The sequence below is a fragment of the Candidatus Chloroploca sp. Khr17 genome, assembly GCF_004138165.1.
In the GTDB taxonomy this organism is placed as follows: Bacteria; Chloroflexota; Chloroflexia; order Chloroflexales; family Chloroflexaceae; genus Chloroploca.
Genome location: NZ_RYFF01000011.1, coordinates 90495 through 110915 on the forward strand (window position 1 = coordinate 90495; position 20421 = coordinate 110915).

Genomic DNA, 20421 nt, shown 5'->3' on the forward strand with positions numbered 1-20421 from the left:
AGAAACGAATAGGGGCGGTGCGGTATTCATTTCTTCGTGGCCCCATTCGTGGTCGGCTGACGACCCCAGAAAACTTACGTTACAGACTACTTATGGTCTTCCAATAAATGATCCGCTATGAACCCGATGCCGTGGGGCTGAAGCCCTCGGCTCTGGGAAGCGAAGCCCACCTTCGTGGGCTAGACCGGATTAATTTCTGGAACACCATTAGCCGGCTGAAGCCGGCACTCCCTTCGGCAGCAGAGCAGAAAACGAAGTGGCCTATGCGCGCAACAATTTTGATTATTGATGACCATCAGAGTGTGCGAACGATGGTGGCTGATTATCTGGCCGAGCAGGATTACCACGTCGTAACTGCGGCTGATGGAGAGGAAGGGCTGGTCGTTGCCAAACGCACGAAACCAGATTTGATTTTGCTTGATATTATGATGCCAAAATTGGATGGGTTAGGCTTTCTCCAAGCTTTTCGCCGCGACAATACAGCCCCGGTGATTATGCTGACCGCACGCGTCGAAGAGACCGACAAAGTGGTAGGGTTAGAACTGGGGGCCGACGACTACCTGACCAAACCCTTTGGCATGAAAGAATTGCTCGCACGGGTACGTGCCCATTTGCGTCGCGTCAAGCTTGCCAATCTTGGGCCATCGACCGAAGAACTCATCCGTGTCGGTGACCTGAGCCTCAACCGGGTGACGCGGGAAGTGCTGGTCGGCGACCAGCCAGCCAATCTCACGCCATCGGAGTTTGGCCTGCTTGAGGCAATGATGGCGGCACCGGGGCGGGTCTTCAGCCGTGAGCAGTTGCTTGAACTGCTGCAAGGCAACGCCTACGAAGGCGTCGAGCGCACGATTGACGTTCACATTCGCAACTTGCGACGCAAAATCGAAGCCGACCCAACCCATCCCCACTACATCGAAACCGTCTTTGGCGCAGGGTATCGCTGCCGCCATCGCCCCACCTAGCGGGAAGGGGAGGGGCCTGCGGCCCCAAAGAAAGCTCTGCTTTGCCAGCAAAGCAACGGGTTTTAAGGGCGGCAAGGCGTCAGCCCTACACTCTCTCAGCCGCCCGCAGGGCATAAACATGAAATCGCTTACCACACGTCTTGTGCTCGCCTTTGCCATCACCAGCCTGGCCTCGATTGGCCTCGCGGCGATCTTTGTGCGGCAATTTGTCACGACGCAGTTTGATGCGTATGTACTTGAACAGCGCCGCGATGCGTTTCTCACACGGGTCGCCAACTACTATGCGACCCACGGAAACTGGGACGGCCTGACACCAGCGACTTTGGCCGAGAACCGCAACGGCGAACCATCAGGGCCGGGCGGATGGTCGCCTGATGGTGACCACTTTGAGCGCATCGCCTTTTTTATTGCCGATGCCGAAGGGCGCATCGTCTTGTCACCGAATCCGCTCTGGCGGGGGCAGCCAGCGCGGGCCGATGATCTCGCCCGCGGCACGCCGATTCTGGTCAATAACGAGCAGGTTGGCACCTTTGTCCTGCTCGAACCACCGCTCGAGCGCAACCCTGCCGAAGAAGCGTACCTGAGGCGGACTGATCTCGCACTTGGTGCCGCAGCACTCGGCGCAGTGCTTGTCGCCCTGAGCCTGGGTTTTATCCTGGCCCGCCTGATGACGCGCCCGATCCAGGATCTCACCCGAGCAACCCGTGCGCTTGCCGCTGGCGATCTCGGACAACAGGTTCCTGTTCGCTCACGCGACGAACTGGGGCTGCTCGCCACCCAGTTCAACGCGATGAGCGCCGATCTTGCCCGTGCGACCGAATTGCGTCAGCGCATGACCGCCGACATCGCCCACGATCTGCGCACGCCACTGACGGTGCTTTCAGGGTATCTCGAAGCCATGCGTGACGAGAGCCTGCGCCCAACCCCGGCCCGTTTTGCCGCGATGCACGACGAGACGCGGGTGCTCATGCGCCTCGTCGAAGACCTGCACACGCTCTCGCTCGCCGACGCAGGTGAATTAATCCTCAAACGCCAACCCACCGAGCCAGGGGCGCTCCTTGAGCGTGTCGCCACGAGCTATCAGCACACGGCCAAGCAACAGGGCGTCGCGCTGATCCTCAATGTGCCCGACGGCTTGCCAACCATCGAGGTAGACATCGAGCAGACGATCCGCGCCCTCAACAACCTCGTCGGCAACGCCCTGCACCACACCCCATCAGGTGGCGAAGTGATGCTCGCCGCCCATCGCGAAACAGCGCATCTCGTCTTCGAGATCTCAGACACCGGAACCGGCATCGCACCCGAGCACCTGCCCAACATTTTCGAGCGCTTCTACCGCGCCGACGCCTCGCGCCAACAAGCCACCGGCGGCTCGGGCCTCGGTCTCGCCATCGTACGCTCGATCATCGCAGCGCACGGCGGCAATGTCAGTGTCGACAGCGCCCCCGGAGAAGGGACGATCTTTAGGGTACGCGTACCGCTGTCCACTCCTCAAGCGTGACGTACGGGCACGGCGGCGCCGTGCCCCTACTCCGCTCGTTTACGCCCAAAGCGCAGATACGCCAGTGGGCCAACAAAGCTGACGAATGAGGCGAGTGCCCACACCCAGCGCGGGCCGTTGACCTGCTCGGGCGGGCGGAAGAAGAGATCGACCAGCGCGGTCGCTAGCAGACTCAACTGAATGCTCGTCAGCACAAGCAGGATGGTTCGTTGTTTGGGTGAGAGGTCGCTCCAGGTCATTTTTTTCATGATCGCCTCCGTTGGATCAGTTTTTCAACCTCGATCAAAACAAAGAGCAATATGCCCAGGCCCACACAGATCAGCATGTCGTTGAGCGTTAGTGGCAACAGGCCAAGAAAGAGACCCAGTGGGCTAAAGAGGGCGAGCACCTGTAACCCGACTACGAGAACAATGATACCCCACATGACGCGGTTCGAGAAGACCCCGATGGTGAGAATCGACTCAGTATTCGAGCGAGTCGCCAGGGCTTGAAAAACTTGCAAGAGCGTCAGGCTCACCACTATCATCGTCTGCCATTGCGCTAGGCCCGCCTGGTAATACCAGAAACCCACCCCCAGCGCGAGCGCGCCAATCACAATCCCAACCCACGTCACCTGCCACCCCATGCCGCCCGCAAAGATGCCCTCGGTCGAAGAGTGGGGCGGACGGTGCATCACATGCCGCTCGGCAGGCTCCATGCCCATGCTCAAGCCGAGCAGCCCGTCCGTCATCAGGTTGAGCCAGAGCAACTGCAGGGGCAAGAGCGCGACGGCGGCCTGCGTTGGCATGCCCACGACAAAAAAGAGTAACGGCCAGAGCAGCATCACCAGCACTTTGCCAATATTGCCCGCGACCGCGAACTTCACAAAGCGGCGCAGATTATCATAGATCACCCGGCCCTCTTCGACGGCAGCAACGATGGTGGCAAAGTTGTCGTCGCGCAGCACCATCGCCGAAGCTTCTTTGGAGACATCGGTGCCGGTGATGCCCATTGCCACGCCGATATCGGCTTTTTTCAAGGCTGGCGCATCGTTGACACCGTCGCCCGTCATCGCGACAACGTGCCCCTGGCGTTGCAGTGAGGCGACGATTCTGAGCTTGTGCTCGGGGCTGACGCGGGCAAAGACGGCGGTCGAGGCCGTCGCCTGGACAAGTTGCTCATCACTCATCGCGCTCAATTCGCTGCCGGTGACGACGGCTTCGTCAGTTGCAATGCCAAGCGTCCGCGCAATATAGCTCGCGGTCAACGGATGGTCACCGGTAATCATGACGGGCCGAATGCCAGCCTCGCGACAGGTTGCGACGGCCGCACGCACCTCAGCGCGTGGTGGATCGATCATACCGAGAAGACCGAGGAAGATCAAATCGCGCTCGACCTCATCAAGGCCTTCAGTTGAAGCAAGGGGCCGAAAAGCCACCCCGAGCACCCGAATCCCATTACGCGCTAGCCGCTCATTATCGGTCAAAATCGCCTGACGCCACGTCTCGGTCAGCGGCTCGGGGCCATCTTCAGTCCAGACCTGGCTCGTCACGTCCAACAAGCCATCGGCAGCCCCTTTGGTCACCGCAACATGGGCCATCTCAGACGCATACCCATCACGCCCCCAGATCGCAGCGAGGTGGGCATCACTAATCTTGTGGGGGCGACGATGAACGGTGGTCATCCGCTTGCGATCACTATCAAAGGGCAACTCGGCCACGCGAGGCATGGCGTGCTCAAGATCATGTTTGAGCAATTGACCATGCGCGGCCGCCACCAGCAACGAACTCTCGGTTGGATCACCCACCAGTTCATACTGACCCGTAGCGGGATCAAGGCTCAGCGTTGCATCATTGCAGAGCGCCGCCCCGGCCAGCAAGAGTGCCGAGCCGACGGGTTTCTGGGTGCGCAGTTCCTGCATGGCCGCATCAGGTTTCAAGATCGCAACCGAGCCGTGGTGACCATTGTTCAGTTCAACCAGCATCCCCGGTAGGACAACCATCGTTACGGTCATCCGGTTCTCGGTGAGCGTCCCGGTCTTATCCGAACAGATCGTCGTCACCGAGCCGAGCGTCTCAACCGCAGGCAACTTGCGAATCAGCGCATTGCGTTTGAGCATCCGCTGGGCACCAAGCGCCAGCGTAAACGTGACCACAGCCGGTAGACCCTCGGGGATCACCGCGACAGCCAGCGAGACGGCGGTAAGCAGCATGATCGTCACCTGCTCACCCATCCAGAGGCCAATGCCAAAGATAAGCACCGCCACAATCACGCCCGCAACGGCCAGTTGCTTGCCAACCATATCGAGGCGCACCTGCAGCGGCGTCGCCTCGTTGGGCACGGCCTGCAGCAGATCGGCAATCGTGCCAAGCTCGGTCTGCATGCCCGTTGCCACCACCAACGCACTCCCCCGGCCATAGGTGGCCGTCGTGCCAAGATAGGCCATATTGCGACGATCAGCGAGCGGAACCTCGGCGCGGTTCAGTGCTCCGGCAACCTTCTCAACGGGCTCTGACTCACCAGTGAGCGCCGACTCTTGAATGCGCAGGTTAATACTTTCGATAATACGGACATCGGCGGGCACCAGATTGCCCGCTTCGAGCGCAATCACATCGCCAGGCACCAGTTCGCGTGCGGGTAGCTCAAGCAGTTTGCCATTGCGATAGGCGCGCACACTGGGCACGGCAAGCTTCTTGAGCGCCGCAATCGCTTTCTCGGCGCGGTACTCTTGAAAAAAGCCGAGTACCGCAAAGAGCACCACAATCGCCAGAATGGCCCCGGCCTCAAGGAATTTGCCAAGGAAGAGCGAAAGCACCGCTGCCGCAATGAGGATCAGTACCATCACATTGGTAAACTGTTCCCACAGAATCTTGGCGGGATGCTTGCCGCCGCGTTCGATTAATTCATTGGCACCATACTGAGCCAGACGAACCTGAGCTTCGCCCTGATCCAGGCCAGTGGAGGCACTTGTCAACCGCTGCAGAGCAACCTCGGGGGGCAGCGCATACCAGGACTCTGCCTGTGGCGTCGCCGACAGCGTGCCGGTGGAAGGATTGTGTTGCTCAGGTGAAGAAGGGGGGGCAACATTCATCGGGGAACCTCATCGCTACGGGTGATGGTTCACACAATCATGCACAAACACCACCACGATATCTTGTTATCGTGGTGGTCTTGCCAATCGTGTTGAAACACGAATCGATTGCCGAGCGGGGGCACCGCTGTCTTGACGACAATCGAACCTGCGAGCAGGTGGCTACTCCCCAACCAGGATCTAACAGCCCTCATACACAGTATACTTCATTGGCTCATTGTTGATCTAGAGGCGAAGATCTTCACCATACGTTATGGAATCTTCTCTGTGGGTGACGCCAACTGCGTTGGCGTCACCCGCAGAGAAGACCGTCTTTTTGCGGGCTCAGGCGATCAGGCGGAGCGAGCTTTCAGGGCGCACATGTTTGCGTGCGCCCGAGAAGGTTGCGGCGAGTTCGGGTGACATATGGTGGCGGGCAATCTCGTGCAGGGTAGCATCATCAACCAGCATTTGGTCGGGGCAACCCCGGCGTGCCGCACGTTGATGACGCCAGACACAGAGATGGGCATAAATGGTCTGTTCGAGAACGACGGATGGCGAAGCAGTGGGCATCTGATGGGTAGCGACAGACATAACAACTCCCTGGCCCTGTGAACGCCAGCACCCGATGCAGCTATCAAGGGCTGTGATTTCACAGAGCATCCACCAAGACAAAGTTTACAGTGAGTGAACCGTACCAACTCGCCAAAAGTTACGGGGCACCCAACGGACAGTTACTTCACCCCTCCTGTGTTTGTGGTACCATTCTTGATACACCGTTGCCAAGCAGAAACGAGGAGACGATGGGACACCAGGAACATGAAGCCCAGGCACAGCGTGAAGCCCCGCTGACAATTCGGTGTGGGGTGCTGACGATTAGCGATACGCGCACACCTGAAAATGACACCAGTGGCAGCACCATTCGTGCGGCACTCACTCAGGCAGGGCATGATGTGGTAAGATATAGCGTAGTTCCCGATGAACCTGACCAGATCATCACACTGGTACGCAGCTATGCCGCTGACGGTTGCAAGCTGATCATCACCAACGGTGGCACAGGCATTGCCCGTCGCGATAGCACGGTTGACGCCATTGACACGCTGCTCGAGAAACGTCTGCCTGGGTTTGGCGAGTTGTTTCGCATGCTTTCGTACGACGATATCGGCCCGGCGGCAATGCTCTCACGGGCCATCGCGGGTGTCTATGGTGGGGCGCTGATCTTCTGTCTCCCTGGCTCAACTGCAGCCGTCAAGCTCGCGCTTGATAAGCTGATCATTCCACAGACAGCCCATCTGATCTGGGAGACAGTACGCCAGTGATGCGAAGGAGCACGCACGCCAATGACCTCTGTAGATGCTTTTCGTAATCTGCATTATCCTAATCGCATCGGTCGTCTCTGCTTTCTGTCATTGGAAGAGGTGATGGGCGAAAACGGGGTCAAGGCGTTGCTGCGCCTCGCTGATCTCCATCAATATATTGATGCGTATCCGCCCAATGACTTGAAACGCGAGTTCCCCTTCGAGGCTATTGCGGCCTATTCGGTGGCGCTTGGCACTATGTATGGGCCGCGTGGCGCACGTGGCCTAGAGTTACGGGCCGGGCGGGTCGCGTTTTCGTTGGGCCTCAAAGAGTTTGGGCCGTTGCTCGGGATGGCTGATCTAGCGCTCAAGTTGATGCCGGTCACTATGAAGTTGAAGATTGTGCTCAATGCCACGGCCCAGACGTTTGACCGCTTCAGTGACCAATCCAGCCATGTCGAAGAAGAGCGCGGCCAGTTTAGCTACCATATCACCCGCTGCTCGAATTGTCTTGACCGCCCCGAACCGGGGCCGGTCTTCTATATTGCCCGTGGCATCATTGAAGAGGCGACGTTCTGGGTCTCGGGTGGGCGTCATTTTGCGGTGGAGCAGTGTAGTTGCATCGCTCAGGGCGCTTCATCGTGTCGTTTTACCATTAGCAAGGAGCCGCTTGAATAATATGTTCCGCTGGTTATTGCTTAAATTGATTCGTTTTTATCAGCTTGCTATTTCACCATGGCTCCCTCCAAGTTGCATCTATCATCCAACCTGCTCGCAGTATGGTCTCGAGGCGATCAGCAAGTATGGTGCCGTACGTGGGGGCTGGATGGCAATCAAACGCATTTCACGCTGCCACCCCTGGGGGCCAGGTGGGCACGATCCTGTCCCATAACCAGCATAGACTGCAACTTTTGACCCAGGTCGTACGTCCTACTTTGTGACGGGAAACCTCCAACCAAAGTTGAGGCCCGCACTCTGTCGCATGAGCGATGCCCGTTGGCTGTAGTTGTGCGATACTCTTTCTAGCACAATCAGCGACGGCGCATACGCGCCAGGGAAAGGTGTACGGTGGCTGAACCATCTCGTGAGTTGATTGCACAGGCCCAGCAGGGCGACCCGCAAGCCTTGACACAACTGGTGCTGAGTCAGCAACATTATGTCTACAGCATTGCGATGAGTGTCCTGAAACATCCCGAGGATGCGGCAGATCTCACGCAAGAGTCCTTTATCCGGCTGTTTCGGGCGCTGCCACAATATAATGGTGAGAGCAGGTTTACCACCTGGCTCTACCGGCTTGTCGTTAACCTGGGCCGCGATGAGTTGCGACGGCGCGGGCGGCAGGTGCCTCTGACCCCGCCCACGCTCGAAGAGGACGAAGCCGATCGGTTGGCGAGTGTGGCCGATGAGGATCGTTGGACGAGTCCCGAGCAGTCCCTTGATTCGCAAGAGGTGCGTAGCCAGGTACGGCGTGCGCTTGAGCAACTTGAAGAACACTATCGCCTGGTCTTAACGCTCTACTATTTCGATGATCTGAAGTATGCTGATATTTCCGAGATCCTCGATATTCCGCTCAACACCGTCAAGAGCCATATTCGCCGGGGTAAGGATCGTCTGGCCGCCATCCTGGAAGCAGAAGAACAACCTCCTCCTGCCCAGGCCGTGCCGCGCCAGCCGCGCCATGATGCCGATGGCCCCCGAACGGGTGCGGTGCCAGTGCGTTTGATGTTTGGCGGTGCATAGAGGTGAACAGATGAACGATCTGATGAAAACTCCTTCCCGTGACCCTGACGACCGCCTCGATGCGGTGTTACGTCAAGAGTTGCACTGGGAAACTCCTCCCGAGGTCTCAGCACGCCTGCTGGCTCTGGTGCCTGGCAACCAGGTACCCGCTCGAGCTGTGCCAGCACCAGCACCACCACGTCCACAGTCGTGGTACAGCATGCTCGTGCTGGTGTTGACGGCAGCGGCGGTTGGCCTGTCACTGGGGATTGCCTGGCAGTTTTATGGTACGGTTGGGGCTGAACTCGGGCTGGTCGCGATGTTTGAACAATTGCGCTACGCGCCGCTGATCGGGCTGCAACGGCTCTACGATGCGTTGCCTGCCTCACGTCAGGTGGTAGCGATCCTGCTGGTGATCCGTGACCAGATCCATTGGCTCCTCCTGGCGATTATGCTCTGGCTCGCTTTTGACCAGCAACCCCAACGCCAGACGGTACGGAATTGAGTGTTGGCTCAACGAAAAGGCCGCCCCAGTGGGGCGGCCTTTTCGTTGAGCCATCTGGATGCAAAAGGGCGCTATTCCAGCTGGGCACTCGCACGACCCAGCCGTGGCGGACGTTGCGCCATGCGCCGCCGCGCCATGACGGGAACCGGGGTGCGACGCTCGATCTCCAGCGGAACCGAGAAGCGCTGAGGTTGATAGCCGAGCAACTCCATGATTGACGCCTGATCCTGCTGCGGGACATAGCGGGTCTGCAAGCGCCCATCAAGCTCACTGATAATGACCCGCCCCGGTTCGGGGCTGAGGCAGTGATGCGCCCCGCCACGCCCCGCGATCATCTGCTGATAGGCACCGACACCACAAATGGCAAGCACCAGGCCCGCCCCAGTGTCAGGTAACATCAACGGGGAAGCGTCGGGTCGCGGGTAGACATCGTCGCTATCGCAGGTACGCCGCCCAGCCAGGCGCACCGGGCGCACCGGGCGATCCCAATCGGTCAAGGGAAAGACGACAAACTCCTGACCTTCGACCAGCAATGCATCGGGCAAGGTCACCATCATGCTTCCGTTGATCAGGTACCAGTCAGGCTCATCCGGCTGACCGGCTTTGACGGCCCCAACTTCGAGCAGGTAGACACTGTGGGTTGCCACGGTGTAGCGACCAAATTCACCAATCAGATCGGGGGGCGGAACATCGTAGGCGGCACAGGTCGCCTTGATTTCGTGCATCAAACGCATGAGAAAACCGGCATAATCAAACGCAAAATCGAGACGATAGCCAGCGGTTGGGATCCCGCCACCGAAATTGAAATAGCGCAGACTCGGCACCCGACGGCGCAGCCGGCAATAGCCGGCCACCGACTCGCGCAGCGTCGCCAAGAAATGCCCCTCGTCCTCGATCTGGCTCCCTACCATCGCATGGTAGAGCACAAGATCGTGGTGGCTTTTGGTGATCCGAGCAGCGGCGACGTCGATCTCCGCACTCGTCAAGCCAAAGCGGTCATTGCCAGGATGGCGTCCATCGCGATTACCGGCGGCCCGCTCACGCACGCCAAAGCGGAGTGGGGCGGACGTGTCGAGCAGCACCTCTAGTTCGGCAAGATCATCGAGTACCGGGATCACATTGGTGCAGCCATCAAGACGCAGACCACGGATAGCCTCAAGATAGTTTGGTTCTTTCGAGCCATTGCAGCAGATCAAGCGATCAGTTGGCAGCAAACCCTGACGGTAGAGACTGCGCGCAATGGTCACATCGGCAGCCGCCGATGTCTCATAGTGAACGCCGGCCCGCAACGCCGTCTCGACGGCCTCGGCAGCAAAATTGGCCTTGGTCGCATAGGCGTACAGAAACCGACCGGGATAGGCACTGTTTGCCCGTGCCTGGGCCGCCCATGCTTGCATCCGGGAAACCTGAGTCGTAATCTGGGGCGTATAGACGACCTCTAAGGGAGCGCCATACTGCTGCGCCAGCACATTCAAATTGACCCGCCCACCCAGCATAAGCTCGCCACGTTGACGTGTCATAAAACTAGTCAACGCACCATCACCATCAAGATCGAACTGCTTCTGAAGATAGGTGGTATATGTCTGCTGCTTCAATTGTACCAGAACCCTCCTTACGGGATAAAGATCAAGACGCAACAAGCCAGGCCATGGGGGATGAACCCTCACGGCTTGCGAACAAGCATGGAAAGCGACACCATGGGAAGGCACAAAAAAACCCCTGCGCCGATGGCAGGAGTTGTTGGGGGAAGAGGCGTTCGTCACGACGCCTCAGAAGTGCGTTATGACATTACCAGGGTAGGCGAAGAAGCCAGCCCCCAGCGATCTGCAGATCGGTACGATCAACTTTTTTGTGCCGCACATTGGTGCGTACATTGTCACTACCGTCCATAGACCCTCACCATAGCCCGCTCGGCACCCTGGAAACAGAAGCGGCAACCGACACTGGTTACGCTTCTCAGAGCGACATCCGTTTCGTGTTCGATGTTGCGTGTTGCGCAGTGCCGGGTGCCTTCCCGGAACGCGAAACCCGTCACCAAAACGTAACGAGGGGCGCGAATAAACTGGCTGCTTGGCTCAGCCTTGTGGATTATACACCCATCAGTACCCTATGTCAATACGCGTTTTCCTGCTTGCCAGTGAGGAAATTCGCGCTTGTGCGCAGAATAATTTTGAGATCAAAGAGGAGCGACCAGTTCTCGATATAGTAGAGGTCATAGCGCGTGCGTTCTTTAATGCTGGTATCGCCGCGCAGGCCATTGACCTGGGCCCATCCGGTGAGGCCGGCCTTCTCTTTATGGCGTCGCATATAGCGCGGGATCTCCTGGCTAAACTGTTCAACCCAACGCGGCTGTTCAGGGCGGGGGCCAACGATGCTCATTTCGCCAATCAGCACATTGATCAACTGGGGCAATTCATCAAGGCTCGTACGGCGCAGAAAGCGGCCCACGCGGGTGACGCGGGGATCATTTTCGGTAGTCCAGGTACCCAACAACTCGGCATCAGGGCGCATCGTACGGAACTTGATCATCCAGAAGGGCTGTTTATCCATCCCGACCCGCTCCTGGAGAAAAAAGACCGGACCTGGCGACTCGAGGCGGATCGCGAGCGCAATAAGCATGAAGATCGGTGCGCCAAAGAGGAGGAGCAGCGACGCCACGACCAGATCAAGGGTGCGTTTCAAGATCCGGTTCCACGGGTTATCGAGGGCGGCATTTTTGACGCTGACGAGGGGGAGGGCACTGAGATCGCCAATCGAGAGTTCGTTATTGGTAATCAACTGAAACGTATCGGGATAGACCTTGATCGTGACCGCCTCATCCTCTGCCAGCGCAATAATTTCCAACAGATCCTGGGTCGAGCGAGCGGAAAGCGCAATAATGACCTCGTCGGCACGGGTTGCCCGCACAACCCGCCCAAGCTGAGAGGTACGGCCGAGCACGGGCAGATCGAGCACCAGACCCCCAATCGGTACAGTATCCGAGACAAACCCTTGCACACGGTAGCCAAGTTCGGGGCGCTGCCGAATAATATTCCAGACCAGTTGACCGGGATCACGGGCACCAACAATCAAAACACGCCGGATATCAATGCCATGTTGGCGTAGCCAGATGACAACCGAGCGATGGATCGCTCGCACCAACACGCATGCCGCAATCGCCGTCGTCCAACTCCAGGCGAGCACCTCGCGAGTCAAAGGCAACTCATCAGCGCCAATCTGGGGCAAGAGCGTATTGATCACAATCGCACCGATAGCGACCAGTGAGATAGCAGTAAAGACCTTGAACGCCTCATCTACCCGTGACGCCCCACGGCGCATCTCGTAGAGACCATTGAAAGTAAAGACCGCGAGCGCCATCAGATTAAAAAAGAGCAAGAAGCGGGCAACGACAACCGGATCAGAGGGCATAATCGCCCCTGACGCCTCGATCATGGGCGCAAAGAAACGATAGGTGCCAATCAACGCACCATTCAGAGCAAGCAGATCGCCAGCGATCAACATGAAAAGCAGCAACGCCCGCCAGGTGCGTGGGCGCAAGTGTGGACGCACCTTAGGCGACGCGACGTGCGGCTGGGGGGAGGAGGAGATTGCGGCCAAGTGCCATGAACTCCTTGAAACTAATGCCAACTTCAATCAAGAGATTGAGTGGCGCAGCGGTCGTAGCCGCGTAATGTTTGCGATGAAAAATGCGCATCGCAGCATAAAAAGCATGGATCGACGGGATGGCGCGGCGGGTACTCGAAGCCCGCTTATAGTGATGAACGATCACCTGCGGATAATAGACAACGCGCCAACCATACGCTTTGATGCGATAACACCAGTCAAGATCCTCACCATACATAAAAAATTGTTCGTCAAGCAACCCGACCTCATTAATCACCGCGGCCCGCAAGAGCATGCACGCCCCGACAACCGCATCAACCTCGGTTTCACAGGCCGGGTCAAGATAGGTGAGATTGTAGCGCCCAAAACGCCGACTCTGCGGAAAGAGCGCCGCCAGCCCTGACATGCGATAAAAGGAGATCTCGGGACTGGGAAAGCTGCGCCGACAGGCCAGATCAAGGCTGCCATCGGGCAAAAGCAAGCGCGGCCCGACAACCGCCACCGCAGGATTGGCAACAAGATAATCGACCAGACCATCGAGGGCACCTGCCGGTACAAGCGTATCATTGTTGAGCAGCAACACATAATCAGCCGACTGCTCGGCACTGATCGCCCGTAAGGCTAGGTTATTGCCATATGAGAAGCCGCCATTGATTGGGCTGACGATCAGGCGGGCCTGAGGAAAGCGTTCGCGAACGATCGTGACGCTCGCATCACTAGAAGCATTATCAACCACCCAGACCGTCAGGTCGCACCGGGTGGGAGCAGCATAGAGCGAAGCTAAGCAATCAGCCAGCAAGTCAGCCCGATTATAATTCAGAATGACAACCGCCAAGCGCGACATAGCTTGCTCCAAGGCAACAGGGCCAGCCATCGAAAAGCGGGTATAGTATACCATACTGGCTTTGCTCGCAACAAAGCCAGAGAGGTTGCCTCCCAGGGCTGAGGCAACGTCAACTCTCCGGGGTCGCCGTCGCCGTCAATGGCTCGGCTCTTGCGTGCCAAGCCCGCCCGCGCGGGCTGGATGAGGCCGCGCAGGCGGCCTTCGCGACCCATAGCCGCGGGCTTCAGCCCCACGGTGCTCCGGTCAGGCGGACGTTGCATCAGCCCTGGGTTGCCTCCGGCGGTGCGGTTTGGGGGGCCTGCGGCCACCAGGGATCGCGCTTGTGCTGGCGAAAACGGCCAGCTTCGCTGGCCGTTTTCGCCAGCACAAGCATGGGTTTTGGCTGAAAGAAGAAGGTATATGCATTCATCGCTTGCCCGTTTGATTGTCTATGCGTGCCCGTTGGGGCCACTGGCCGAGCAGATCGCGGCGTTTTACGATGCCAGTCGTGCCCAGTTTGGGCCAAACAAGGCCCATGCTTACCCGCCACATATAACGCTGACAGGCTTTTTTCAGGATGAAGCGGCAGCGATACCCGTGTATGCCAGCGCCCTCGCGGCGGCCTGGACAACAGCCATGGTGCAACGGCCCGATCCGCCGGTCATCGTCACGGAACTGGCCTGCACTGAAGCCTTTCACGGCCTTTTGATCGTTTCACCATGGCTCGAGAGCCTGACCGCCGACTTTGCGGCGCGGGCAGTCTCGCCCACCAGACACGAGGCCATCCGCCTCAAAAGCCAGTTGCATCTGAGTCTGGCCTATGGCTTCAACGCCACCGATGGCCCAGCACTTGGGGCCATGGCTCAGGCCATGGTCGATCCAGCAGCACCAGTGCAATGGGAGGTGCAGCTGTACGAACAAGGTGAGGCGTGGAAGATGCACGGACTGGCCCACGGCTTATAATACGATGCACGTGGTATCAACGAAACTGAGGCCTGTATAATAGGGATGGATAGGCTTGTTTTATGAGCCGTCCCGTTGACAACCATTTTCATTGCACCCTCCTCAGTGAGCAGGTTATGAGCAGACAGTTCCAGATGTACCTTGGTGACTGGCTTGGACGGCGAGCGCAACTCTCGCCCGAACGTACGGCACTCTACGACGCTCAGAGTGATATGCGCCAGATCAGTTACGGTGAGTGGAATGCGACCGCGACGCGCACGGCAGCTTTGCTGCGCTCGCTCGGGGTCGAACGGGGCGATCGCGTGGCCGTGCTGGCCCACAACAGTCTCGCGTTTCTCGATCTCTGGTTTGCCTGTGGCAAGCTTGGGGCGATTATGCAACCGTTGAACTGGCGCTTGACCCCGGCTGAATTGGCTGGTCTCATTGACGATGCAAGCCCTTGCATTTTTGCCTATGGGCCAGAATTTGCGGCTACAACGCTCACGCTACGTACCACGGCTACGTCGGTGCGCCATTGGATCGCAATAGAGGCACCGACTGTGGCGCATGCCGCTGATGTGCCTTTGACAGCCCGCGATGAGCACCACGAACCCGTTCCGCCAATCGAGCTTGGGTTTGATGATCCGTGGGTGATCTGCTATACCGGCGGTACCACCGGGCTGCCCAAAGGGGCTATTTTGACCCACGGCAATCTGACCTTCAATGCGGTCAATACCGTGATGAACTGGGGGCTCAATGCCGATGATACGACGATCCTGAATATGCCCCTCTTTCATACAGGCGGCCTCAATGTCTTTACGGCACCCCTGGTCATGGTAGGCGGGGCTTCGATTGTCTGCAAGAGTGTTGATGTCAATCAAATCTTTGACTTGATCGCGAATCGGCTCGTCAGCATCTTCTTTAGTGTGCCGACGATCTTTCTCGCGCTGCAACAACACGAGCGCTGGAACCAGGTTGATTTTAGCCCCTTGAAACTCGTGATCAGTGGCGGCGCACCTTGCCCGCAGCCCGTGTTTGAAGAGTTCTGGCGGCGTGAGGTTGATTTCAAGACGGGTTATGGCCTCACCGAGGCTGGCCCCAATACGTTCTGGCTCCCCCCCGAAGACGTACGTCGCAAGCCGGGTTCCGTCGGTTTTCCGCTCTTTTTCATTGATGTACGCATTACCAACGAACAAGGGAGCGCATGTGAACCCGATGAGGTCGGTGAACTCTGGATACGCGGTCCTCATGTCTGCCGTGGGTACTGGGGCCGACCTGAAGAGACCGCCCGGGCCATTACGCCCGATGGGTGGCTACGGACAGGGGATCTCGCCCGCCGCGATGCCGAAGGGTACTATACCATCGTCGGGCGGCTGAAAGAGGTGATTATTTCAGGGGGCGAGAATATTTATCCTGCCGAGGTCGAGAGCGTGCTTGCAGCCCATCCGGCGGTCGCCGAGACAGCCCTGGTGGCTGTGCCCGATCCGCACTGGGGCGAAGTCGGTTGGGCGGTGGCCGTGCCCCGGAAAGGTTGCCATTTGCAGGGTCCTGACTTGCTGGACTTTGCCGGAACACGTCTCGCCCGCTACAAATTGCCCCGTCATGTGATTATCCAGGCTGAACCGTTGCCCAAAACGGCGGCAGGCAAAGTTGATAAGCATGCGCTGCTCCGCACGTATCTGCACAATGATGCGCATCAGTAAGGTGATACCCGGTTTGGGTGTGTGTGTCGGCAATGGTTGCGTCACCAGGATGTAGCCCCTTGTTGACGTGTTCACTACGCACGCAGATGCCGGATTGAATAGGAACCATATCTGGAAAGGTTGTCCGATGATCAATCTCCCCACTATGCCTGGCATAACAACGCAGCAGGTCACCACCAGTCGGCTGCTCCAACACGTCCGCCTGAGCGGCCCTGAGTCCGGCGAGCCGGTGATCTTCATTCATGGCAATGTGTCCTCCGGCACATTCTGGGAAGAGACAATGCTGGCCTTGCCCGAGGGTTTTCGCGGGATCGCCCCCGATTTGCGAGGGTACGGCGAGAGCGAATTCAAGCCCGTCGACGCGACCCGTGGCCTCGGTGATTTTGCTGATGATGTCCTGGCCCTTGCTGATGCGCTGGGGTATGATCGCTTCCATGTTGTTGGTCATTCGATGGGTGGCTCGGTCGTCTTCCAGTTGTTGGCGACGGCACCTGAACGCCTGCAGACGATCACGCTCGCCGCGCCTGGCTCACCCTATGGGTTTGGGGGCACCAAGGATCTCGATGGAACACCATGCTGGCCTGATTTTGCCGGCTCGGGGGGTGGTCTGGTGAGCCCTGAATTTGCTGGCCTCCTGGCAGCGCAAAACCGTGGCATTGACAATCCCCGCGCCTCGCCCCGCCTGGTGCTGAATAGTTTCTATTGGAAGGTGCCGTTCCGCCCTGCCCGCGAAGAGGTGCTGCTGTCGAGCATGTTCACGATTCGCGTGAAGGAAGATCACTATCCCGGCGATATGGTCAAATCAGCCAATTGGCCCGGGGTCGGGCCAGGTGTCATCGGCCCGAATAATGCGTTGTCACCCAAGTATGTGGGCGATATGGTCGAACGCATTCTCGCCGCTGACCAGAAACCGCCGATCCTCTGGATTCACGGGGCCGACGATCAGATCGTCAGCGATATGAGCTTCTTTGATCTCGGGACGCTCGGCAAGATCCAGGCTGTGCCTGACTGGCCCGGCGAAGAGGCCTTTCCGCCCCAACCAATGAAGGGGCAGACACGCCATGTCTTGCAACGTTATATCGAAGCCGGTGGCTATTTCCACGAGATCGAATTGGCCGATTGCGGGCATAGCCCCTACCTCGAAAAGCCCAAGGCGTTTAATAGCGCATTCCACACGCTCTTGCACAAGAAGTGATCTGTTTGCTTGCCTCTGTCGTCCCAACAGGTAACTGTTCACCCTCCTCCTGGGAGCGCGGGCGGCCCGCCCGCAAGCGCACGCAGACCGGCGGGCCGCCCGCGCTCCCAGCGGCAAAGCTCACCCCAGATGTGAACAGTTACCTCAACAGCCAGCATTGCTGTCTGGTGGGACGGCAGAGGCAAGCTGAAGTTTAGGACTGACGCCCTCACCCCCGGCTTGCTCGCTCCCACATCACGTTATCCCAGTAAATCGGCGTGCCATTGCGGATCGTCCCGCGCATGCGCGGCAAGCGACCATCTTCGACCAGGCAAAGATCGGCACGCAGGCCGGGGGCAATGCGTCCGTGTTCGGCCATGTTGAGGGCGGCAGCAGGCCCGGCGGTCACCATGCCAATGCTTGTGGGGAGATCGGTGATGCCCTCGCGGGCAAGACCAAAGGCCGCATGGAGGAGCGTGCCGGGGTGATAGTCGGTCGCCAGACAGTCCACAAGACCCGCTGCGACGGCTTCACGGGCACTCAGATTTCCCGAGTGGGAGACGCCACGCAGCGCATTGGGGCCGCCCATCACGATCGACATGCCACGGAGGCGGGCCTCCTGGGCCGCCTCGAGCGTCACGGGAAACTCGGCGATGGTCGCCCCGAGGGTGGCGACGAGGTCAACTTTCGCCGACGTATCGTCGTCGTGCGAGGCAATGGGCAGGCCCATTTCTGTGGCCAGCACCGCAATGTCACGCGCCAGCGCCCAGCGTTCTTCCAGGCTTCCCGCCTGCGCAAGACGTTGGTCTAATTCCTCTTCGACATGATCACGCGGAATGCGCCGCCATCGCGACATCGAGGTGACATAGCGCTCGATGTTACGGTACTGCCCCTGCCCCGGCGTATGATCCATCAGCGAGAGCAATTCGATCTGTCCGGTCTCAAGCAGATCGCCAAGCATCGGCGAAACAACTGGCGTTGAGACTTCAAAACGCGCATGCACCCGTAGATCGATCAACAATTGTGATCGCAACTGGTGAATATGCTCGGTCATCAGGCGCACGGTATCGAGGCGGCGGGTATTATCGTGGCTATCATGATCCCAGAATGAGAGCGCCGCATAGGCGGTGGTAATGCCTGTCGCAGCAAGGCGCTTGTCCAGTTCAAAGATTGCCATATCAATCGGAAAATCGGCCCCGAGGCGCGGTTCGATCTCGCGTTCGAGCATGTCGCCGTGGAGGTCGATCATGCCAGGGATGAGCGTCAGCCCGCGCCCCTCAATAAGTGGCATAGCACCAACAATGGCGTCACCTTCATCAAACGCCGCGATGTGCTCGCCCTCAATGCGAAGCCAGCCACGCTCAATGACCATCGTAGGGAGGACGATACGAACATTTGCGATCAACATAGATAGATTGCTCCTCTAGACCCAATACTTTCAAAGAAGACCTCACAGGTCTGCTCGTCCGCATTGGGACGCCATCATCAAGACCTGTGAGATCTCTAATTGGCACGAGACCAATTCAAACTGGATCGATCATGCGACATGAAATTCTGCATCAATCAATCCTGCGATATCTTCGGGGTGATGAAAGACACCGATCATCGCAACGCCGGCTGCCTTGAGCACGCTGATCCGCGAGCAGAGTGCAGCGCGGGCGTCGGGATCAAGGGCTGCCGTTGGCTCGTCGAGTAGCAGCAGGCGCCGCGGGGCGATCATCGCACGCGCCAGGTTGATCTTCTGTTGCTCACCCCCCGAGAAAGTGCTCGGATAGGCCTGCCAGATCGCGGCCTTGAGCCCAAGCGACCCAAGCCAATCAGCCGCTGCCTCACGCGCTTCGGCGAGGCTGTGCCCGGCCACAAGCAATGGCTCAGCGACAAGGTCAAGCGCCGTCACCCGTGGACGTGGGCGCAGGAACTGGGTGACATGGCCGATTTCGGTTCGACGCAAGAGGGCAATGTCGACATCAGCGGCCGAGGCGAGATCAATCATTCCGTCAGTCGTGGCATAAATCGCCCGCCCGCGATCAGGGAGATAGGTGCGGTAGAGGCAACGCAAAAGTGACGATTTGCCTGCCCCATTTGGGCCACGGATCAGCAACAGACTGCCCGCTTCAAGCGCAAAGCTAACGCCTTGAAAGGCTGGAATAGTGCGGCCCAGGGCGTGAATGACAAAGTTCTTGCTCAGATCTTCGACGTGAAGAAGCGGCATACGTTCAGCCTCCGGCTGGGAGTGTGAGACCTACGGCCTCTATGAAAAAGGTTGCGTGCAGCATGGGCGTGTAGGACGACAGCCCTCCATCAGAGACGGGCCGAGACGAGTTGCTGGGTGTAGGGATGTTGAGGATCATCAAGAATCTGATCGGTCAGGCCGCCTTCGACAACTGCACCATGGCGCATGACGAGTACCCGGTCGGCCAGGGTGCGAATGACCCCCAGGTCGTGCGAGACGATGAGTGTGGTGATCTGGCGCTCACGCCGCAGGCGCAGCAGAGTGTCAAGGACGAGGGCTTGAATCGAGACATCAAGGCCGGTTGTTGGCTCGTCAAGCAGCAGCAAGGCCGGTCGCAGCGCAATGGCTTTGGCGAGTTGCACCCGTTGTTGCATCCCGCCCGAAAGCATCGCTGGCGGGTCGTCAATGCGATCAGCCGGAAATTCGGAACTTGCCAACGCTTCGCTTGCCGCCCGCCGCAGCGTCGCAAAACGACGCTCGCCCGCCATGATGAGCCGTTCGGCCACATTGCCGCCACTAGTCGCCTGCATCCGCAGGCCCATATGCGGCTGCTGGTAGACAATGCCAATCTGCTGGATGCGGAGTTGCCGCTGATGAAAACGATCGAGCGCAAAGAGGTTCTGCCCCGTAAACCCTGGCACGGCCAAATGGTAGGTGCCTGTGTCGGTTGCCTCTTCTAGGTTGAGCAGCCGGAGGACGGTCGATTTGCCCGAGCCTGATTCACCCACAATGCCCACTGTTTCACCAGGGTAGAGCTCGAGGTTCACGCCCTGCACCGCAACAATGCGCCCATAGCGCTTGCTCAGGCCGCGTAGTTCCAGCAGGGGTGCCTGTCGAACCAAACGCGGCGGCAGCAACCGACGCTGGTGTGGCTGCGGCTGAGGCGTCACAGGCTCGCCGTTCATACCT

The 20421-nt window shown here is 58.7% G+C and carries 19 protein-coding genes; 10 read left to right on the forward strand and 9 right to left on the reverse strand.

The window, feature by feature from the left end; genetic code table 11:
- The first annotated feature begins 263 nt into the window (after window positions 1-263).
- Both EKD05_RS09040 and EKD05_RS09045 read left to right on the forward strand, forming a co-directional pair.
- Complete coding sequence (locus EKD05_RS09040; RefSeq protein WP_129672105.1) at window positions 264-962, forward strand: response regulator transcription factor; 699 nt, start codon at window positions 264-266, stop codon at window positions 960-962.
- 118 nt (window positions 963-1080) lie between these two features.
- The gene (locus EKD05_RS09045; RefSeq protein ID WP_129672106.1) at window positions 1081-2463 is read left to right on the forward strand and encodes a cell wall metabolism sensor histidine kinase WalK; all 1383 of its coding nucleotides are present in this window, start codon (window positions 1081-1083) and stop codon (window positions 2461-2463) included.
- A 26-nt stretch (window positions 2464-2489) separates the two neighbouring features.
- Here EKD05_RS09045 and EKD05_RS09050 read toward each other — a convergent pair whose 3' ends face one another.
- From EKD05_RS09050 to EKD05_RS09060, 3 genes are all read right to left on the reverse strand, one after another.
- On the reverse strand, window positions 2490-2711 hold the full coding sequence (locus tag EKD05_RS09050) for a PLDc N-terminal domain-containing protein (protein ID WP_129672107.1): 222 nt from the start codon (window positions 2709-2711) through the stop codon (window positions 2490-2492).
- Window positions 2708-5533 carry a cation-translocating P-type ATPase gene (locus EKD05_RS09055; RefSeq protein ID WP_129672108.1) on the reverse strand — a complete coding sequence of 942 codons (2826 nt, stop codon included), beginning with the start codon at window positions 5531-5533 and terminating at the stop codon, window positions 2708-2710. The genes EKD05_RS09050 and EKD05_RS09055 overlap by 4 nt, the downstream gene beginning before the upstream one ends.
- 324 nt (window positions 5534-5857) lie before the next feature.
- The gene (locus EKD05_RS09060) at window positions 5858-6106 is read right to left on the reverse strand and encodes an HRDC domain-containing protein (protein ID WP_165360657.1); all 249 of its coding nucleotides are present in this window, start codon (window positions 6104-6106) and stop codon (window positions 5858-5860) included.
- Between the two features lie 209 nt (window positions 6107-6315).
- Between EKD05_RS09060 and EKD05_RS09065 the strand changes: the two genes are divergently transcribed.
- The 5 genes from EKD05_RS09065 to EKD05_RS09085 all read left to right on the forward strand — a co-directional run bounded on the left by EKD05_RS09065 (window position 6316) and on the right by EKD05_RS09085 (window position 9034).
- Window positions 6316-6831, forward strand: a complete 516-nt coding sequence (locus tag EKD05_RS09065; protein ID WP_129672110.1) for a molybdenum cofactor biosynthesis protein B — start codon at window positions 6316-6318, stop codon at window positions 6829-6831.
- Window positions 6832-6852: 21 nt separating this feature from the next.
- Window positions 6853-7488, forward strand: a complete 636-nt coding sequence (locus EKD05_RS09070) for a 4-vinyl reductase (RefSeq protein ID WP_129672111.1) — start codon at window positions 6853-6855, stop codon at window positions 7486-7488.
- Between the two features lies 1 nt (window position 7489).
- A complete protein-coding gene (yidD, locus tag EKD05_RS09075) occupies window positions 7490-7702 on the forward strand; it encodes a membrane protein insertion efficiency factor YidD (RefSeq protein WP_129672112.1) in 213 nt (70 codons plus the stop codon).
- Between the two features lie 176 nt (window positions 7703-7878).
- Complete coding sequence (locus EKD05_RS09080; RefSeq protein ID WP_129672113.1) at window positions 7879-8550, forward strand: RNA polymerase sigma factor; 672 nt, start codon at window positions 7879-7881, stop codon at window positions 8548-8550.
- A gap of 10 nt (window positions 8551-8560) precedes the next feature.
- Window positions 8561-9034: an anti-sigma factor gene (locus EKD05_RS09085; RefSeq protein WP_129672114.1), complete on the forward strand. Its 474-nt coding sequence runs from the start codon at window positions 8561-8563 to the stop codon at window positions 9032-9034.
- Window positions 9035-9105: 71 nt separating this feature from the next.
- Here the strand turns inward: EKD05_RS09085 and EKD05_RS09090 are convergent, their stop codons facing one another.
- The 3 genes from EKD05_RS09090 to EKD05_RS09100 form a co-directional block, all read right to left on the reverse strand.
- Window positions 9106-10629 carry an arginine decarboxylase gene (locus EKD05_RS09090; RefSeq protein WP_240695701.1) on the reverse strand — a complete coding sequence of 508 codons (1524 nt, stop codon included), beginning with the start codon at window positions 10627-10629 and terminating at the stop codon, window positions 9106-9108.
- 517 nt (window positions 10630-11146) lie between these two features.
- On the reverse strand, window positions 11147-12571 hold the full coding sequence (locus EKD05_RS09095) for an undecaprenyl-phosphate glucose phosphotransferase (RefSeq protein WP_240695702.1): 1425 nt from the start codon (window positions 12569-12571) through the stop codon (window positions 11147-11149).
- Between the two features lie 13 nt (window positions 12572-12584).
- Complete coding sequence (locus EKD05_RS09100; protein WP_129672163.1) at window positions 12585-13481, reverse strand: glycosyltransferase family 2 protein; 897 nt, start codon at window positions 13479-13481, stop codon at window positions 12585-12587.
- A gap of 399 nt (window positions 13482-13880) precedes the next feature.
- Between EKD05_RS09100 and EKD05_RS09105 the strand changes: the two genes are divergently transcribed.
- The 3 genes from EKD05_RS09105 to EKD05_RS09115 all read left to right on the forward strand — a co-directional run bounded on the left by EKD05_RS09105 (window position 13881) and on the right by EKD05_RS09115 (window position 17300).
- Complete coding sequence (locus EKD05_RS09105) at window positions 13881-14423, forward strand: hypothetical protein (RefSeq protein WP_129672115.1); 543 nt, start codon at window positions 13881-13883, stop codon at window positions 14421-14423.
- 116 nt (window positions 14424-14539) lie between these two features.
- On the forward strand, window positions 14540-16105 hold the full coding sequence (locus EKD05_RS09110; protein ID WP_240695703.1) for a long-chain fatty acid--CoA ligase: 1566 nt from the start codon (window positions 14540-14542) through the stop codon (window positions 16103-16105).
- A 127-nt stretch (window positions 16106-16232) separates the two neighbouring features.
- Window positions 16233-17300, forward strand: coding sequence for an alpha/beta fold hydrolase (locus EKD05_RS09115; protein ID WP_129672116.1), 1068 nt, complete (start codon window positions 16233-16235; stop codon window positions 17298-17300).
- A 208-nt stretch (window positions 17301-17508) separates the two neighbouring features.
- Here EKD05_RS09115 and EKD05_RS09120 read toward each other — a convergent pair whose 3' ends face one another.
- The 3 genes from EKD05_RS09120 to EKD05_RS09130 all read right to left on the reverse strand — a co-directional run bounded on the left by EKD05_RS09120 (window position 17509) and on the right by EKD05_RS09130 (window position 20417).
- Complete coding sequence (locus EKD05_RS09120; RefSeq protein WP_129672117.1) at window positions 17509-18687, reverse strand: alpha-D-ribose 1-methylphosphonate 5-triphosphate diphosphatase; 1179 nt, start codon at window positions 18685-18687, stop codon at window positions 17509-17511.
- A gap of 129 nt (window positions 18688-18816) precedes the next feature.
- Window positions 18817-19491, reverse strand: coding sequence for a phosphonate C-P lyase system protein PhnL (locus tag EKD05_RS09125; RefSeq protein WP_129672118.1), 675 nt, complete (start codon window positions 19489-19491; stop codon window positions 18817-18819).
- A gap of 89 nt (window positions 19492-19580) precedes the next feature.
- Window positions 19581-20417 (reverse strand): ATP-binding cassette domain-containing protein, encoded by an 837-nt coding sequence (locus tag EKD05_RS09130; protein WP_129672119.1) that lies wholly within the window; start codon window positions 20415-20417, stop codon window positions 19581-19583.
- Window positions 20418-20421: the final 4 nt, after the last annotated feature.